Below are 18,789 nucleotides of genomic sequence, written 5' to 3'. Positions count from 1 at the left end.
CTTTCTTGTTTGATCGATCGATGATGGAAGATTCTTTTGAATGGATTGGTTGGATGCAGATCAGTAAATTTTGTCCTCATCATAATAGAACGAAACACCTGGCATGATATAAAATTCTGTCACCGTGTGTTTGACTGAGTTTGACATTTCTGAAAAACCAATGTAAACACTCCTTGCCGAATAATCACTCCTATGCACATTCCCCACTGTATCACCAAAGTAGGAATCATAGTTCCGTTTGACATCTTGTCTAATCATCCCGATGTCCAAACTAAACCGACAATACTGGAATGAGGTTTCCAAATTTAAAATTGTACCTTTGTCTCTGACTTTTCCCCCATAGGCTGGGACAACAACTGCAAGATTTGAAGTTCCGTCATTATAAACTTCTTGTATAATTTGGGAACCTAACACAGAGAAGTTTCCCTTCCGGTCGAGAAGCTCTAATCGGCCGCGAATCTCCCACCAATCCCTAAGTTTCAGCTTTGCATATACACCTGGCAGAATTCCTTTCATCGAATATTCTGCATTGGCATCTCCTCCGATCGACCATGTTACCTTATTAGGAACTGCTGCTTCTGGACGACTCGTTGAATAAGATCCATAGGAAATATTGTTTCGTTCCGTATAACGATGGAAGTTGATCGATGGTCCAATCATTAATATTTTTGAAATTGGATGGGTATAAGAAAATCGTAAATGTTGGCTCACTCCTTCAAAACGAAGTAACCGGTTCCCTTCAAAACTACTCGCCCAATAGGTATCTGTCCTTGGAGATAAAAAATTATTACTCGCCGGAAGGTCACGGCTGTAAACACCAAGGGAAGTATCTTCAGCGTATTGGACTTCATATTTGTTTTTATAACCATAACGAATGTCAAAGAATTGTGAATTAAGTCCTAAATCTTTTGCTGGTTTATAAGGAATGGAAAGTGGTGCACCTGGTTCTGTGATTTGACGGAAGAGAGAATTTTGGAACCACGCGGGCCCGGTTTCATTTAAGATGGCTGGTGATAATTTACCAATCCCCCAACCTCCTCGGATCATAAACCTATGTTCATAGACCTTATTAAAAATTTCCATCGGGGTTTGGTTATCTTCTCTATCAGCAAGTGAAGTCGCTTGTGTTGGATTGGAATTAGGAGCTTGGTCTGGATTCGGACTTGGATTTTGGATTGAGTTTGGTTTTTCAGAAGTTGTTGTTTGGTTTTTTTTGGTTTCAACACTAGGCAAAGTTTGTTTGGAATCTTCTGCAAACAAAACACCACAACCAATTATAAATACAACTCCAAAGTATAAAAACAGATTGGATCTAAATTTGAAAAAAATAAAACCGTTAGTAAACAATGCGAACTGTCCCTACGTAAATTTCGGTTCTACGGTTTTTTTTCTCAGCTAACATAGTATCAACGATCTTATATTGGTCTGCATAACCATCCACTTCCTTAAATCGCTCTTCTGCGATTTTATGGACAAGTTTGAGTTCTTTTTTTACGGATTGGGATCTTTCTTTACTCAATTTTAAGTTCATTGAAAAGGCTCCCACACTGTCCGTGTGGCCACCGATCCTACAGTTGGTTTCCGGGTATGCTTCCATGGCATCTCCGACTTTTGCGATGAGTTCTTTTGCTTTGGGAGTGAGTGTAGATTTCCCAGACGGGAAAGCAACGTCCCCGTCAATGATGATGAGTAATTCTCTTAGGCGTTTTTCATCGTCTTCAATCCGTTTGAGTTCAACCCCTTTGGCAACAAGGCTCCCACCCACTTCTTCAAATGGTGTACCTGTGTGTTCAAAATCACTTCGTAGTCCTTTGTATAATTTTTCCAAGTATTCAGGTGTTCCTAGTTTATCTAAGGATCCCACTGGCAAACTACCTAAATGTTCACTCGGTTTGGATTCATCGATGTGAACACAGCCACAAAATTTTTGGAACGATTCCGATTCCATCCATTCTGGTTTGGTGGTGGTTTGACATTGGAAAATAAATGATGATGCAAACAAAATGCACAATAAATTTCTAAACATAAAACAAACTGTCCTTATCTTCTGCACCAAGTAAAGAAATCAATTGATAAAAATAAAGGGTCCGAATGTGAAACTTATTTCTAAACTTCATCTACATTTTTCCTCACGTATGCCATATATCATTAGTAGAATCACGAGTCTTATCTTTACAACTAACAATGTTTGCTGAAAAGTTAAACAACATCTAACAGAAATTAGTGTACCAAAGATTCTACCTCGAATTGAGAATATCATTGCAATGAACTGACAAGGAAACATTCTTTGTTTTAATCAAACGCACTTATACTTAGGAAATTTTTTATGAACAAAAAGAAAAACCTGATCCCACTAACGCTACTTATGTTTTTAGTATCTATCCTAATGGGATGTAGTGGAAGAGTTTCTGCCAGTGACACATTTTTATTTGGGCTCAGTGAACAATTTGATCGAGTGTTTGGCAATCGGGACACATCTGCTTGTTCGGGGGATGTGACCATTTCCACAAAACTGGTTTCCCTTGTCGAAGATGGGGATGTCAATTCCACCTTTAGCACTGTCAATGAAAATGGATTATCTGATGTTGACACCGATGGCGGCACTGCTTGGGGGTATCGTTCTTTCCAAACTTGTATTTACCCAACTGCCCCATTTAGCGGGAGTTTGGACATCCCCATTACAGTGACTTCCAGTTATGGAACAAGGGTCGAATCTAAACAAAACTTCCCTGGGGCAGAAGTTGATATTCCCACCAAACTGACGTTTACTGGGAATGGACTCACAGAAAGGCAATGTTTTATTTTTAGAGTGGCCGATGATGGTGTGAGAAGTGCCAAGGTTGACCCGATGACTGTGGCACTTGGAACCATGACCCAAAAAAATGGAAGTGGGGAAGCAGTTTCTGGAACGTATTCAGGGAAAGATGCCTGTGATATTTCTGTTTCAGTAGAAGATGATGAAGGACCAGGTGTGAGAGTTTCCAATATCTCACGTGTGATGGAAGAACCAGGACCATCTGCAACCGCGACCTATGGAACCTTTCAGGTGAAACTTCGAACAGCACCCACTGCCAATGTGACCATTCCCATCAATGAAGTGTTTGATTCTGTCAACGCCAGTAACAGAGAAGGGACTGCAAATCCAAAGACACTAACCTTTACACCTGCAAATTTTTCTACCGAACAAGCCGTCACCATCACTTCAGTAGATGATTTAGAAATTGATGGCATCAAGGTATACACAGTAGAGGTCTCGAATACAAGTAGCTCCGATGCGGATTACAATGGAATCAAACCAAGAAACGTTGTCGTTTACAACCGAGACCAAAGTGTACCGGGATATGCCTACATGCGATTTGATTCTACGGTTGGTACGACGGGTGCGGCAGGTGGAAGTGTCAATCGGTTTGCCACAGATGAAAGTAACCAATTCGGAACCAAATACTCCAGTTTCCAATTGAAACTGAGAACAAAACCCACAAACAATGTAACACTTTCCTTTTCCTCCAATTGTGGGAATAAGTGTACGATTTTAACTCCCACTCTTACCTTTACTCCTACTGATTGGAATACTTACCAAACTTTCCAAGTCGAAGGAAAATCTGATTCAGCAAACACGGGAAATGCGGACTATACGGTTTCGTTTGTTGCTTCATCAACCGATGCCACTTACAATACCACTGTCTCTGAACCAACGTTTAGCATACGTTCTTGTGATAACGATGCAACTCACCTCTTACAACCATGTAATTTTTCTGGACCAGCACGAGGGATCAGTGGAGATCGTTTGTCTGCGGCAGAAGGTGGCTCCACCAATATTTGGATGATTGCGCAATCCGCTCCTGGATCTGACGTGACCATTGGACTCAGCAGTACAGATACAACCGAAGGGACAGTACCAGGCAGCGTAACTGTCTCATCATCTAACTACAATTTTATGGAAACAGGTGGTTCTAACCAAATCGTGTTAACCCATGTGGATGATATCCTTGTGGATTTAACACAAAATTGGACAGTGACAACACTAACATCCTCTGGTGGACTTGTCCATGATCCCATCGATGTGTATGCGGCCACCACTGATGACGAAAAGGCTTTTTATATTTCTCATGTTGGGAATACAAATGAAAATACGACCAACACGGCGACAGTGTCCGTTTGTTTGGGAGGCAATAACCCAACACAACCAGTGGTTCTAAATATCAGCTGTAAATCCTATGCGGCGGGTACGGCTGCTTCAGGGGAATGTGGTGACATCACATCCTCTCCGATCACGTTTCCGGTCAATAGTGAAGTGGAACCAGGGAATGCATCAGACTCAGGATGTGCAAGTTCTGCCAAAAAACAAACCTTCACCGTCACTGGTCTAAATGATTCCTACGCAGATGGGAACCAGTCCTTTGACATCCAATTTGTTATGGTAGCCAATACCGATACCAATTACCAAAATGCAGCAAACCCAGGTGACCATAGCATCACCAATGAAGACGATGAACCAGCGGGGAAGGCAATATTTGTAACCACTTCCAGTTACAACGGTGAAATGACGGCACAAGGGGTGTTTGCTGCTGATGACACATGTAATAATAATAAACCTGGCGGAGTGCCAGCTGGTACTTACAAAGCATTAATTGTCAGTAATAGCGGAGGCAGTGTGACAAATGATCGGATACCGAACGGCACCAACTGGGTGTTAACAGCTGGTCGCCACTATTATCGATGTAATACTTCTGGATATTCCAACTGTAGCGATGAGTATTCTCGTTTATTTATCGCGAATGGTTCTGCCGGATTTGATCCCACTACTCTCGTTCGTTCTTTTTCAAATGTTGGAGACCAGTATTGGACAGGTATGACTAACACTCTAACACCAGCTACACAAACAAGTCCTCCAACTTGCCCGGGAGACGGGCTCACTTATCTCCACAACTGTAACGGATTTACGTATCAAAATTGTCCATCCACTCCAGCTTCTTTTCTATATGGTCAAACTTGGACAATGGCTTCTTCGACAAGTATCACGAGCCAAGAATCCATTTGCTCGGCAACGAAGAAATTAATTTGTGTCCAACAATAGATAAAAACGTAGAAGTGTTCAAATCTGAATGGAACCTACAAAATTCCATTCAGTCTCTTCATGACAAACCCTTATCAAATTCCTTTTAACTTTTCTTTTAAAACTTTGGCGGCCATGGCAAACCCACCATCTGCTCCATCAACAAAATGCACTTCATCGGATGATGCGACTTTTAATACACAGGTCATTAGGGACCGATTCGATACAAACATTCCAAAATGAAGTAATCCTTCCCCCTCTAACTGACGTAAGAAGGTTTCTAAAGCCAATCTATGTTTTTTGGAACCATCAATTACCATTTTTAGAGTACCATCATACTTTCGAAAATCAGCAGACATCACTTGGTATTCTTTCAATCGGTCCAAAGAATAATGACCTGATTTGATCGGAAGTTTCCAGCGCATTGCAAGAGCCATGAGTGTCCTTTCGATCCATATTTGCAAAAGTGTTAGGCGAAACTTTAATCCAGATTTTTTCCCAGTCCTTGCGACAGCTTCTTTTCTTAAATTGTCACCGTTGTCCAATTCAATTTGATTTAGGCTGAGTGGGTGGTAATCCTTTTCTTCACCATACTCAGAACGAATGAAATTGAGGACACGTGTTATTATTTTTTTACAGACTTCTAAATCTGCATGATTTGGTTTTACGATAAGGGAAACAATTTCTCCCCTTTCACTTGGTATGTCTTTCCAACGACAAGTAAATCCAGTAAAGTCGGCAGGGAGAATTTTTTCATTTTCGCGGACCAAATAAGATTCGTCTTTTCCTTCTTTGATCCATTGTTCTGCAAGAGCTAATGCGGTCCCAAAAAGAGAACATTGCACATAATGATCGGATGCTTTGAACTTACTTAAAAATAATTCTGCCCCTGCTCGATACAATTCTTGCACGGGAACAATCCCTGCGCGCATTTCCAAACCAAAAGCTGCCTTTACTTGCAATATGGTATCGGCAATGGCAGATCGAATAGGAAAGAGTAAATTGATAGGAAGTAAAAAGGTAACTCCATCTCCACCAAACACAAAGGGAAAATCCATATGGCCATAAACATTGGCTACGGCAATTGCCGTAAGTCCACCGGCAGTATTCACATCTTTGTAGCGGCCTTCTTCGATTGCTTTTGTAGAGCCAACAATATCGGTAATGAGGACAAACCAATCATCTGGGACTTTGGATACGATGGTCCCTTCAAAAATACTTTGGAACTGTGAGCTTGGTTTTATGTTTTTATAAAAATCATCCACTACATACTCTGACTTCGGAAACCATTGACAGGTAAGAGATTTTTCGTAGTTGTCTTAGAAAAGCAGGTCATAAAACCTATGATCATACTCTATGAACCAAGTTCTCTTACGTACCTCCTTTTCCCTTTTCCTTTTGTTTGGATTTTTTGGATCTTCCTATTGTTTTGGTTTTTACCTCACAGAACTTGCTGCCAACGAACGTAAGGTTTGGTTGGACGAAAAAGCATGGTCCATTACCAATGCCATGACCGAAGAAGAATTGGTTGGACAAACGATCCACATCGCAATCCCTTCTAAAACCGTTGACCAAATTGCATTAGATGAAATCAAACAAACGAAACCTGGTGGTATCATTCTCTTCGGGAAGAACTTAGGTAAAAAAGAAGAAATCCTTTCCTTAACAGAAAACTTACAACTTGCGGCAAAAGAAAATGGTCTCCCACCTTTTCTCATTTCCACAGACCAAGAAGGTGGACGAGTCTTCCGTGTCCAAGACGGTATTACCCATTACCCAGGTGCGATGGCAGTAGGACAAACTGGGAAAAAAGAATGGGGTGAAATCGTAGGTTTTGTCACTTCTTATGAATTAAGAAACTTAGGACTAAATTTTTTATTTGCACCAGTCCTTGATATCAATAACAACCCACTCAATCCTGTGATTAACACTCGTTCGTTTGGTTCTGATTCCAATCGAGTGTCAGAAGTTGCTGTTGCTTATGAAAGAGGAGCAAGGGCTGGTGGTTGTTTACCTGTAATCAAACATTTCCCAGGACATGGTGATACAACAGTTGATAGTCATTTAGGTCTCCCCATAATCAATAAAAGTTTGGAAGAACTTCAAAAACTAGAACTTGTTCCGTTCCAACAATCGATTCAAGGCGGTGCGGAAGCAGTGATGTCTGCCCATATCGTTTATCCAAAAATTGATCCAAATTTTCCTGCAACACTATCCAAAACTATACTAACTGATGTTTTGCGAAATTCCTTACAATTTGATGGGATTATCATCACAGATGCGATGGAAATGCATGCGATTTCCAAAAACTATGAAAAGGATCGACCTGGTGTTCTCACAATCCTGGCAGGAGCCAATATTGTTTTACTTACAAGTTGGGGAGAAACTGCCAAAAAATTCAAAGCACAACTTATGGATGCCTACAAAAAAGGAGAGTTCCGATTTGTTGATAAAGAAGGTAAAGAACACGATATCTTAAAAAGTGCCGTACAAAAACAAATTCGCAAAAAATTAGAACTTGGGATTTATGATAAAAATTCAATCCAACCAAATGTTTACGATGAAAACCAAAAACAAAAAGAATTTTTAGCATCTTGGCAAAAAGAAAGAAATGATCGATACAAAAAACTAAATGAGTCCCAAAACTTTGCAAAAGAAATCAATGAAGACTCAATTCGTGCATACCCAAAATCTGTCCAAACATCTCAAATTGTGCCAGAACAAACATTATCGTTCGTAAAGAATACAAAACTAAAAGAATTTCTAAAAACAAAAAAGATCCAAACAGTATCTTTGAAGTCATTTGGAACGGCCGTAAAACAAAAGAACTTCACAACTTATTTGTTTGATTCCACTTCCGAACCAGAAGTTCGTTTGGTAGCAGGACTGGCAAAAAAATACCCGAACAAACGATTTCTCGTGATGCTCGGAGGGACTCCCTTTATCCAAATGCCCGAGGTTAAAAATTTAGAGTATCTATTATCCTTTTCATTAACGACTGGTTCTTGGGAAGCATTGGGTGCAAAACTTACCTCAGGAAAAGAAATCCCAAAGGTAGATTTGATTTTATTAACAAAGGAAGCAAAGACACCTCCAAAAGGTGCCTTTCCTGAAAGTTTATAACATTACTGTTTTTAAGTTAATACTTCTCTGACCCCACCACGTTTGCGGATTTCTTCATACAAGGATTTCCGCGTTGCCTCATCGGCATCTACAAAACGCAAAAGATACAAATCTGACTTTTGTTTGGTGGGCATCATTTTGGCTCTTATATGAAAGTCAGGTCCATTATCGAAACTAAAACTCACTTCCCAAAGGTCTTGGTGTTTCCATATTTCTGCAGAAATTCCTGCAGGAAAAGTGAACAAAACTCCCCTATCAGATAATCTTTCGGAAAGTGTGATAAATGGTTTTGCCGTTTCCTTCATATCAAATCTTTTTTCATTATTTTCTTTTTGGTCTTTTGCAATCCGTTTGAGCACTTCTAATTGTTTGTCAATATTCTCTTCACTGAGTAATAATTTGTTTTTATCGAGTTCTAAGTCTTTTTTTTGTTCTGGTGGTGGCCAAGGCGCAACTGTAATGGATATTTTGTCCAAAAGCATTAGATGGGATTCACCTTTTCGTTCAATTTTTCCATTAAAATGAAAGATTAAACCACTTTCGTTGGTTTTTACTACCGTTCCATCTAACAGATAACCACCACTACTGGGTCTAAAAACATATAATTTAGCGGATTTACCTGGAACAAGTAAGTCTTTTGATATCCCTTTTACAGATAACAAAAGTTCGTCTGCCGTTTTTTGCATAACGTAGGTGAGTTCTTCTCTACCGTCAGCTTCTAGAGCGGCAACTTCTCCAATTGTTAAATCATTTAAAGATAAAATTTCTTTTTTGAATTCCACTCCTGAACGAAAGAGTTTATCAAAAAGATCTACTTCCTTTTCCGTTGTATTGGTATTGGATTTTAAAAAATAACGATACAGTGCATTTTTAAGTTTGTTTCGGTTTTCAGGCAAAAGGTACACTTCACGTTCTTCTTCATTTAAGTGATCATAAAAACTATGAAGGATATTGAGTTCCACTTGGTTACATTTTCTGGCTATGGCATACCTTTGGAATTCCACCCAGTGGTTTACCACACTTGTTTGTTTGTTTTGTAGGTAATTCATGAACTTTACGTAAATGAAGGCTGCAAGTCCCATGAGTGCGATGTAAAAGATGTAGATTGTATCAAATTTTGGAAAAATCCAAACGACCTGTGCCATAAAATTCATAAATTACTTTTCCTCATATCTCCGTTGTGTCGAATGGAAGTAAGGTGAGCTCTTCCTACTTCAAAATTATCGGCAAAAATCCACTCCACGGGACAATTGTTCCCCAAGGGAATAAAAACGAAGCCCTTCCACTCCTTGGAGCACTGCTTCTTTGGGAAGGGGATGTCATTCTTGAAAACCTTCCTGAAATCGCCGATGTCTTAAAGCTCATGGATGTCCTCCGCCATATTGGTGTGGAAATCACTTCCCTAGACACTAAAGGATCTTATCTCTTTCAGAAAAAAAATCCAGTGAAATCGGATTTACCCTATGAACTTTGTTCCCAACTCCGAGGGGCGGTGACACTCGCAGGACCCATCCTTGCAAGGACAGGACGTGTATTTTTGCCAAAACCTGGTGGTGACAAAATTGGCCGTCGTCGGATGGACACTCACCTTCTCGCACTCGAAGCACTTGGTGCCAAAATCGAAGTCTTCCCTGATGGGTACATGCTAACGGCCGATCGACTTTTTGGAAAAGATATTCTACTTGATGAAACATCTGTGACTGCCACAGAAAATGCAGTGATGGCAGCAGTCTTTGCGGAAGGAACCACCATCATTCGTAATGCAGCCTCCGAACCTCATGTGCAAGGTCTTTGTCGCTTTTTGCTTGCGGCAGGAGCCAAAATCGAAGGCATCGGAACAAACCAACTGACCATTATAGGTGTTACATCTCTCTCTTCACCAGAAGGTGTACTCAAACACCGCATTGGTTCTGACTATTTAGAAGTGGGATCCTTTATCAGTTTGGCAGCTGTGACTGGTGGAGAAATCCATATCACTGATGTGAACCAAGAAGACATTCGAATGATCCGAATGGTCTACTCAAGACTTGGGATTGAAGTGCGACCCACAGAAACGGGAATCCTTGTCCCTTCCGATCAAAAAATGGAAATCATCCCTGATTACCACGGTGCCACTCCGAAAATTGACGATGCCCCTTGGCCCGGGTTCCCTGCTGATATGACTTCTGTAGCCTTAGTGACGGCGACACAATGTAAGGGAACCGTTCTCATCCATGAAAAACTTTTTGAATCAAGATTATTCTTCGTAGACCATATCATTGCGATGGGTGCCCAAATCATACTTTGTGATCCGCATCGTGCGATTGTGATCGGTGCCAACAGGTTATATGGCCAACGTGTGGCAAGCCCTGACATTCGCGCTGGGATGGCGATGATCATAGCGGCACTTTGTGCAGAAGGCCAAAGTGAAATCCATAACATCGTTCAAATAGACCGAGGGTTTGAATCCATTGACACAAGGTTACGCTCTCTCGGGGCACAAATCGAAAGAATTCCCAATTAGATGAAACGTAAGGATTTATTTCGAGAAGGATTTAAATCTGTTTTCCAATTTACGTTTAACAAAGCAGACGAAATCTCCGAAGCCATCAAAGAAGTTTGGGAAGAGGAAACAGATCCTAACCCTAAGAAACAACCAAAAGGAAAACAGACACTCAATTCGAAACATTCTAAACAAAAGGAAAATCCAAAACCGACTCCTGTCCGCAAACGTAAAACAAGAATGTTCCAAACACTTTCCCTGCCACCAGGAGCAAGTTCGGACTTTTTTTCCTTGTGTACAGGATGTAACGAATGTATTTTTTCCTGCCCCTATGCCGTCTTATTCCCTGTTACAGCAACAGATTCACAAAATTCATTCCCTCACTTCGATCCAAATGCAAAAGCATGCCACCTATGTTCAGATTGGCCATGTATCAACGCCTGTCCAGAAGAGGCATTAATACCGTACGAAATGTCCGATAATACGCCAAATTTCGGTAAGGCGAAACTATTAAAAGACTTTTGTATAAATCAAAAAACTGGGGAAACAACCTGTAATGCTTGTTTTGTTACCTGCCCAATTGAAAAAACTGTTAAATTTAAAGGAAATTTGCCTGTTTTTTCACAATCAAATTGTACAGGTTGTGGTCTTTGTGTTGAAACTTGTCCTAGTTTTCCAAAAGCAATTCAAATTAAATTGATTCAAAACTAATTATCACCTATCAAATGTTTTAGAAAAAAAAACATCGCAAAACATCAAAAAATTGTTATTCGATGAAAAAAATATCTTGAATTTTTTAGAAAGAAGAGAGATACTCTTGTTAGGGCAAGGGTTTTCCCTTCGTCAAAAAAAATATAAATTTAATTTAAAGGAAAAAGAAAGCTATGGAACCACAAAAAGTAGGCCCAGGACAAATCGATAAAATCGCAGAGGATCTTAAAAAAGACCCTGAGAAGTCGATTGGGAATTACCTTTTCAAAGGATTCAGAATCCAAATCTCCAAGTACAAAGCATCTGGAGCGGAGAGAGTTCAACAACTTTACAAAAGAAGAAGAGCACAAGGTCTATGCATTGTTTGTGGTACAAAAGTAACTCGTAAAAACCCGGTAACAGGAATTCTTTACAGACTTTGCGACACTCATAGAGCAGAAATCGACCAAAAAAATAAAGAAAAAGCAAAAGCAAAAAAAGGAAAATAAATCCTTTTCATTGCACTTTTCTTAACTGAGAGGGGACGTCTGGTCCCCTTTTTTGTTTACAGACCTATCTTAAACTCTATTCTCATTTCCTATGAAAACTCTATTCCCCTTCCTCCTTCTTCTTGTTTTTGGATGTTCCCAAATGATTTGGCGGGATGCTCAACTCTCGGACGAAATTTCTCCGAGTGATAATCCGAATGTCAACTTAGTGCTCACAGTCCATTACGAAGAAAAAGATTCATGGAACCCTCTCAATGGGACAACAGACAAACGAAATTATAAAAGTAAAATCAAACTAATAGAGAACGGTGTCACGGGAGCCAAAACCCTTCGAGAATGGGACTTACCTTCTTGGTCACTAGGTGATGGAATTTTTTATCATACAAAATCAAACACATTATTTGTGTTATATGGCAAAGATGATGAATATGGCACTCTCAACCAAACACTTTCGATTTATCCAGAAGTAGGTGGAGCATTTTCCTACCCAGCCACTCCTGAAAAAAAGATCATTTTCCAAATGGCACCATCGCCAAATGGAAATGATGTCGCACTCATTACCGCAAGTCCCACAAATGAAGATGAATTCACGGAATTTGAGCTTTCCATCTTACATACCAAAGATAAAAAAGTGCAGTCTTTCCCCCTTAGTTTTTGGACCGCATTGCCATTGTATGGAATTCGATGGGCCGAAGATGGAAACAAACTCTTTGTGCGGACACCGGATCGGATTCTCGTTTGGAATGGGAACGAACTCGTTGAAACCAAATCCTTTCCAGACTGTTTTACCATCTCCACAAACTTCGGAAAGTGGGCATATGAATCAGCTAGCATCGGTGATGGTGGGAATGTGGTCCTCGGGAAAAAAATCAAGTCCCCCAAACAAATTTCCAATCTAGACCTGATCAAACTCTGCCGCTAAGGCTCGGAATGGGGGTTCTAAGGCCTCAATTCGCTTGATTTAATTATGTCACATGATTGGATGAGTGAAAAGCCCCCATGATCGAGAAAAAATTCACAGAGCATATCGATGCCATTTCTAAATACTTAAATGTCGTCGAAAAAATCGAACCCATTCGCAAGAGTGGGGTCGTTGTTTCTGTTGTGGGGAATGTTATTTATTCACAAGGCCCTCCTGATTCCAAAGTGGGTGAAATTTTGGAAGTTGAACGTGGATCTGACAAAGGGTATCTTGCCTGTGTACTCGTTGGTTTTAAAGATCACCTTTACACCTTAATGCCATTAGGTGATACTCAAGAAATTTTTCCTCATGCTTTTGTTTTCTCTTCTGGAAGACAAATCACTCTCAATGTTGGACCAGAACTCCTAGGTCGTGTGTTAAATGGTCTTGGAAAACCGATTGATAACAAAGGGATCCTCATTACAAAAGAGGAAAAAGCATCTGAACCGAGATTTTTAAATCCACTCGATCGTCCTCCAATCACTGATATTTTAGAGACAGGTGTTCGTGCCATTGATGGGATGTTAACTGTTGGTCGTGGGCAAAGGATCGGAATTTTTTCTGGATCAGGTGTTGGTAAATCCAGTTTACTCGGGATGATCGCCCGTTATACAAATGCAGATGTGAACGTAGTAGCACTCATAGGTGAAAGGGGACGCGAGGTAAATGAGTTTCTACATGTCGAACTTGGGAAGGAAGCATTAGCACGGTCTGTTGTTTTTGTAGCTACGTCTGATTCTTCTAAGATGGAACAAGTGAGTTGTGCAAACTTGGCTTGTTCGGCAGCAGAATACTTTCGAGAAAAAGGAATGTCTGTCAATTTGTACATGGATTCACTCACGCGGTATGCGGAAGCGCTACGTGAATTATCCATTGGAGAACCTGTTGTCACAAAAGGGTATGCATCTAGTGTTTTTACTAAGATGGCAAAACTTGTGGAACGCGCAGGTACATCACATAACGGTGGCTCTATCACAGGATTTTATACAGTATTAACCGATGCCGAAGACGATATGGATGATATCGTCGCAGACAAAGTACGTGGATTTATCGATGGTCACATTGTACTCACAAGAAAACTTGCAGAACAAAGCCATTACCCTGCCATCGATGTGCCTTCTTCACTATCCAGGTTAATGCAAAAAATTGTAAATGAAGACCACTATATGCGTGCCTCCATCGCACGAGAGCTCATTTCCAAATACAAAAATTCAGAAGACATCATTTTACTCAATGCCTATGTAAGAGGTGCTGATGAAAAAATAGATATGGCGATTGATAAAAAATCTCAAATCGATGATTATTTACGACAAAGGATTGAGGAAAAATCTTCTTATAACGAAGCCATCAAACGATTAGAACTCATTTTACAAACATCATCTCGAATGGACGATGAATTTTAAATTTTTTTGAAATTGTTTACTCAATCTCTAAGATCACTAATGTAACATCATCATCAGGTGTTCTATTCCCGGTAAATTCTTTGATCTTTTCGAGTAACAATCGTTTGGATTCGGAAACTGGATACCCACTATATCGGTGTAACATCATTTCCCAATTTTCCTGTCCGATCATTTCTTTATTTGAGTTGGTCGCTTCTGTGATCCCATCAGTGTATAACACAATTCTGTCGCCCGATTGGATGGGTATCCGATCTTCTTGGATATCAAGTTCAGGGATCCAACCAATCAATTTTCCTTGGGGGATACTGAGTTTCGCTTTGGACTCACCTTTACGGTTTACAATGAGAGGTGGATGGCCACAACGAGCATGTATCATTTCTTTGGTTTCTAAATTGATATAAACATAGGATGCTGTAACAAAAGCGCCTTTCATTTTCCCAAGTAATGTAGAATTGATTTGGTTTAAGAGTTGAGATGGTTCTTTTGCAAGTCTTACTTGTGTGGAAAAAGCAATCTTTAACATGGCAGACACAAGGGCAGCAGGGATTCCGTGACCTGATACGTCGGCAATGAGAACACCTAACTCCGTGTCCGAGATCGCATGAAAATCAAAAAAATCACCCCCTATACTATCCATCGGTTCATAATAAAACTCAGTTTTGATCCCAACAACATTTGGGGCTTCTTCCGGGAGAATGGAATATTGGAGTTTTCTTGCTAACCCCAATTCGTTTTGTATGGCTATAAATTTGTTTTGTTCTTCAACTGCCTTTTTTAAGGTAATGAGGTTTTTAGCACGAGAGACTAACTCACGTTTGTCGAATGGTTTAGCCAAATAATCATTTCCACCTGCTTCCAATGCTGCAATGATGTCTGCGATTTGATTTTTGGCAGTCAAAAACAAAATTGGAAGTTGGTATAAAGAATAAGACTCACGTAATACAGTACAAACATCATAACCACTCATACCAGGCATCATGATATCAAGTAACATCAATTCAAATGGACCTTCGTCTCTTACAAGCCGGATAGCATCCACTCCATTTGCTGCTTCTCTTACTTCACAGCCAATCAATGTTAAGTGATTTTTTAATACTTGACGATTGATAGGTTCATCATCAACAACGATGACTTTTAATTTTTCACCTTCAAATTCTTCCTCGGTATCTTCAATCGGTTCAAACTCAAAATTATCTCCCCCAAACCACATTTCGCTTTTTTTCATCTGCGGTTTTTCCATGGGGATCTCCCCTTCTCTTGCAAGAGGCAACGAGAAAGAAAACTTAGAACCTTCTCCAGGTGTAGATTCCACCCATATACTACCGCCATGAAGTTCTACCAAACGTTTAGAAATGGCAAGCCCAAGGCCTGTCCCACCAAACTTGCGTGTGGTGGATGCATCCACTTGTTCAAACGATCGGAAGATATCACCAAATTTGTCTTTTGGAATTCCAATCCCAGTATCGCTGACAGAGATGACCGCCATTTTATCCACGATCTCACTTGAGACTTCAATACGTCCCTTCTCGGTAAACTTAATCGCATTCCCTATTACATTAAAAAGGATTTGTTGGAGCCTTGCTTCATCCCCTAAAATGGGTGGGAAATCAATGGGAACATTATTTCTCACCGTGAGATTTTTTGTTACATACAAAGGTCTTGAGATGACAAGGACAAAATCAGAGATTTGGTGAAGGTCAATTGCCTTAAGATCTAAGTCTAAATCCCTGTTTTTCATTTTGGAAAAATCCAAAATATCGTCAACAAGGGAAGACAAACGTTTCCCAGAACTCACAATCATTCCGAGGTTTTGCCTTTGTTCTTGGTTAAGCTTTCCACCAATCCCATCAAACATTGATTCAGCGATTCCGATGATTCCATTGAGTGGTGTTTTTAATTCATGAGAAGTATTGGCCAAAAATTCGTCTTTGAGTTTGTCAAGTGCAAGCAATCGTTTGGATAGGGTTTCCACTTCTGAAAACGCAAGGCTAAATCTTCTCGATAATGTTAAAGATTGCACCAGGATAAAAACAAAGATTCCAATTGGGATAGCTTCTATTGAATAAAAAATTTGATTTGCATTTAATAGATCAACGCATGCTGCAATCGCAACCGTACAAATCCCAACTAAAAATAAAAATCCACTTTCTTTTCTGTGGTAGGCTGCACGGAACACACCTTGTAAAATCATTAGGATACCGAACAAAAATACGATTTGGTAATAACCATTGAGTTCCGTATAGATTTGTGTTGGTAAAAATATTAAAAATGAAATGAAAACAAGTGTTGGAACTAAGAGTAATCGGTTCATCCATTTAGGATAAAAATCTGGGTAAAACTCTCTAAAAAATGCAAAGAAAAGATATGGTGAAACATAAAATGTAAAGTATTCAATTCGTAAACAGACATTCCAACTTAGAATTGGTGCCAATTCGTTGAATACAAATCGTTCCCCAGTAAATAATGTTCGTAACGATAAAAGAAGTGCGGCAAAACCAAATAACAAATTTCCTTTGTCAGTGCGCCGAAAATAAAATAGCCCAAAATGATATAAGGCAATGATAAAAACTGATCCAGCTAAAAATAAAGAAGAGGCAAGGTCGGCTTCACTTTCCTTATACAACTTGTTCCACTCACCAATGTAAGGTGGTTCCCACATTCCACCTTTGGAATGTTGGAAATTGGAAATTTCAATCAAGAGTTCGTTTGTTCCTTCTTTCCATGGTAAAGGGTAAAGTTGGAATTGATAAGATGGGTCTGAACCAGTTTTTGTTTTGGAAACAACTCCCGAGGTGCCGAGTAGTTTTCCATTCCAAAACACACGAGAGGCTGTTGCCACGTCCAAAATTTTAATTCCAAACACTTGGTCTTTTTCTAAATAACTTGGACGTTGTAAGAGGAGACGGTAGGTTCCATACCCTTCACCCGTTCCAAGAATGGAGTTCCAAATTCCAGGTACAGCTAGATACACGGTGGGTTTTTCCCTCGATTCAGACTCCGACAAAAATTCTTTGGGGTAAAACTCCCAGTCTCCCTCCAAATGGATGGGATTTCCGCCACTTTTTTCCACAAGCTCATCAAGGGAAGTGGCAAAGACAGGTGAAAAGGAGCCTAAAAACTGGCTCCATAGAAAAAGGATAAAATGTAAGTATTTATGGGACAATATTCCAAGTTTTACGTATTTTTTTAAAAATACGAGTAAAAAAGAGTACAAAAATTATTTAGAACCGAAGAAATAGACAGCTGTGAAACGATTTCGGTTTAGTTTGGAAACGGTTTTAAAGCTGCGGGGCTTAAAAGAAGAAGAAGAGATCCGCCGTTTATCCCTTGTTGTTTCCAAACTCAATTCACTGATTTCTGAAAAAGAAAACAATCAAAAAGAAATTCAATCTTCGTACGAAGCCATACTTTCCTCGGCGAAAGTGGGAACCAGTTTGTCTGATTATCTTTCCATCGAACAATACATCAAAGGTCTCACTCGCCGTAATGAAGAATTAGACCAACGAATCCAAAGCCAAACACATGAAGTGAATTTAGTTCGCAAAGATGTAATGGTAGCCAGGATGAATAAAAAAGTCATCGAAGTTTTGAAAGACAAACGTTTCCTCGAATGGAAAAAAAAGAGAAATCGTATGGAACGTCGCGAAGTGGAAGAATTTAATTTTCACTTAAGCAAACAAACATTATATGAAAATCTAGAGAGTTATGGGCCGAAACAATCAAAAAAAATCCCAAGGACTTTCAAAATTTTAAACAGAGAAGATGGTGGTGATGAACTCGCATCTGACTTTAAAACTCTACGCGATTTTTATGAAAAATATTATTTAGGACAAGGCAAATCATAATGGCAAGTGTAACAGATAACACAAGATCCTTCTTTTTGATTGTATTGATTTTTTTCCTAGTAGCGATTGGATTTTTTGTTTTTGACTACTTTCAAGTCATCAATGCAGAAGACTATTTACCTTTCTTGAAAAAACAAGCTGGTCTTGTCAACCAAGACTTACTTTCTCCTACTGAGTTGGAAAAACTAGAAATGGAAAAAGCCAAAGAACGTCTCATTGCTGACCGAGAAGAATTGGAGCAAATGAAACGTGAACTTGAAGAAAAATCTTCTTCGCTCAATGCAGACAAAGAGAGATTGGAAGAGCTGAAAGAAGGGATCCAAAGAAAAGAAAAAGAAATGGCAGAGAAAGTCAAAAAAGACAATGCCCGAGCAGAGAAGGTAAAAGTGCTCGCAAACAAAGTTGCGAATATGCCACCCGAATCGGCAAGGGATATGCTAATCAACTGGCCTGATTATGATATCATCGAAGTGTTTGAACAAATGGACCGAGATGCAGAAGAAGACGGTAGACAAACGATCACTACCTATTTGCTCACCTTGTTTCCGGCAGAAAGAAGGTCAGTTATTTCAAATAAATGGTTGGATGCCGGTGCGAAAAACGTTCCCAATTATGGTAAAAGTATTGATGAGGAAAACGACGAACCTTAGAACACCAAAAGTTTTTTCCTGATTGTACAAAACATATGTTTCATTCACAAATCAAAATGAGACAGTTTTA

At 39.7% G+C, this 18,789-nt stretch carries 14 protein-coding genes; 9 read left to right on the top strand and 5 right to left on the bottom strand.

Annotated features, from left to right (window positions below; all coding sequences use genetic code 11):
- Positions 1-60 precede the first annotated feature (60 nt).
- Together EHQ43_RS14655 and EHQ43_RS14650 are read right to left on the bottom strand one after the other, a co-directional pair.
- On the bottom strand, positions 61-1,347 hold the full coding sequence (locus tag EHQ43_RS14655) for a hypothetical protein (protein WP_135771578.1): 1,287 nt from the start codon (positions 1,345-1,347) through the stop codon (positions 61-63).
- A complete protein-coding gene (locus EHQ43_RS14650; RefSeq protein WP_135741338.1) occupies positions 1,337-2,026 on the bottom strand; it encodes an OmpA family protein in 690 nt (229 codons plus the stop codon). Before EHQ43_RS14650 ends, EHQ43_RS14655 begins: the two co-directional genes overlap by 11 nt.
- A gap of 300 nt (positions 2,027-2,326) precedes the next feature.
- Between EHQ43_RS14650 and EHQ43_RS14645 the strand changes: the two genes are divergently transcribed.
- Entirely contained in the window at positions 2,327-5,077 is a 2,751-nt protein-coding gene (locus EHQ43_RS14645) for a hypothetical protein (RefSeq protein ID WP_135771577.1), read from the top strand.
- Positions 5,078-5,151: 74 nt separating this feature from the next.
- Here the strand turns inward: EHQ43_RS14645 and EHQ43_RS14640 are convergent, their stop codons facing one another.
- Complete coding sequence (locus EHQ43_RS14640; protein ID WP_135741336.1) at positions 5,152-6,321, bottom strand: DUF3095 domain-containing protein; 1,170 nt, start codon at positions 6,319-6,321, stop codon at positions 5,152-5,154.
- Positions 6,322-6,412: 91 nt separating this feature from the next.
- On the opposite strand from EHQ43_RS14640, the gene EHQ43_RS14635 reads away from it, so the two are divergent.
- Positions 6,413-8,179, top strand: a complete 1,767-nt coding sequence (locus EHQ43_RS14635; RefSeq protein WP_135771576.1) for a glycoside hydrolase family 3 protein — start codon at positions 6,413-6,415, stop codon at positions 8,177-8,179.
- An 11-nt stretch (positions 8,180-8,190) separates the two neighbouring features.
- Here EHQ43_RS14635 and EHQ43_RS14630 read toward each other — a convergent pair whose 3' ends face one another.
- A complete protein-coding gene (locus EHQ43_RS14630) occupies positions 8,191-9,333 on the bottom strand; it encodes a hypothetical protein (RefSeq protein ID WP_135754679.1) in 1,143 nt (380 codons plus the stop codon).
- A gap of 44 nt (positions 9,334-9,377) precedes the next feature.
- Here EHQ43_RS14630 and murA point away from each other — a divergent pair, with 44 nt between their 5' ends.
- The 5 genes from murA (at position 9,378) to EHQ43_RS14605 (ending at position 14,224) form a co-directional block, all read left to right on the top strand.
- Positions 9,378-10,682, top strand: coding sequence for a UDP-N-acetylglucosamine 1-carboxyvinyltransferase (murA, locus tag EHQ43_RS14625; RefSeq protein WP_135771575.1), 1,305 nt, complete (start codon positions 9,378-9,380; stop codon positions 10,680-10,682).
- Entirely contained in the window at positions 10,683-11,372 is a 690-nt protein-coding gene (locus EHQ43_RS14620; protein ID WP_135771574.1) for a 4Fe-4S binding protein, read from the top strand.
- 173 nt (positions 11,373-11,545) lie between these two features.
- The gene (locus EHQ43_RS14615; protein WP_002973161.1) at positions 11,546-11,860 is read left to right on the top strand and encodes an LIC10235 family protein; all 315 of its coding nucleotides are present in this window, start codon (positions 11,546-11,548) and stop codon (positions 11,858-11,860) included.
- A 142-nt stretch (positions 11,861-12,002) separates the two neighbouring features.
- Positions 12,003-12,782, top strand: coding sequence for a hypothetical protein (locus EHQ43_RS14610; RefSeq protein WP_135754953.1), 780 nt, complete (start codon positions 12,003-12,005; stop codon positions 12,780-12,782).
- Between the two features lie 77 nt (positions 12,783-12,859).
- Positions 12,860-14,224 (top strand): FliI/YscN family ATPase, encoded by a 1,365-nt coding sequence (locus EHQ43_RS14605; protein ID WP_135771573.1) that lies wholly within the window; start codon positions 12,860-12,862, stop codon positions 14,222-14,224.
- Between the two features lie 16 nt (positions 14,225-14,240).
- Here the strand turns inward: EHQ43_RS14605 and EHQ43_RS14600 are convergent, their stop codons facing one another.
- Positions 14,241-17,387 carry a SpoIIE family protein phosphatase gene (locus EHQ43_RS14600; RefSeq protein ID WP_244242831.1) on the bottom strand — a complete coding sequence of 1,049 codons (3,147 nt, stop codon included), beginning with the start codon at positions 17,385-17,387 and terminating at the stop codon, positions 14,241-14,243.
- Between the two features lie 82 nt (positions 17,388-17,469).
- Between EHQ43_RS14600 and fliJ the strand changes: the two genes are divergently transcribed.
- Positions 17,470-18,069, top strand: coding sequence for a flagellar export protein FliJ (gene fliJ, locus EHQ43_RS14595; protein WP_135754675.1), 600 nt, complete (start codon positions 17,470-17,472; stop codon positions 18,067-18,069).
- The gene (locus EHQ43_RS14590; protein WP_135741327.1) at positions 18,069-18,719 is read left to right on the top strand and encodes a periplasmic-type flagellar collar protein FlbB; all 651 of its coding nucleotides are present in this window, start codon (positions 18,069-18,071) and stop codon (positions 18,717-18,719) included. The genes fliJ and EHQ43_RS14590 overlap by 1 nt, the downstream gene beginning before the upstream one ends.
- Positions 18,720-18,789 lie beyond the last annotated feature (70 nt).

Origin of the sequence: Leptospira bouyouniensis, assembly GCF_004769525.1 — a bacterium.
GTDB lineage: Bacteria > Spirochaetota > Leptospiria > Leptospirales > Leptospiraceae > Leptospira_A > Leptospira_A bouyouniensis.
The sequence above is the reverse complement of the archived record's forward strand: the minus strand, read 5'-3'. Positions and strand labels throughout refer to the sequence as shown.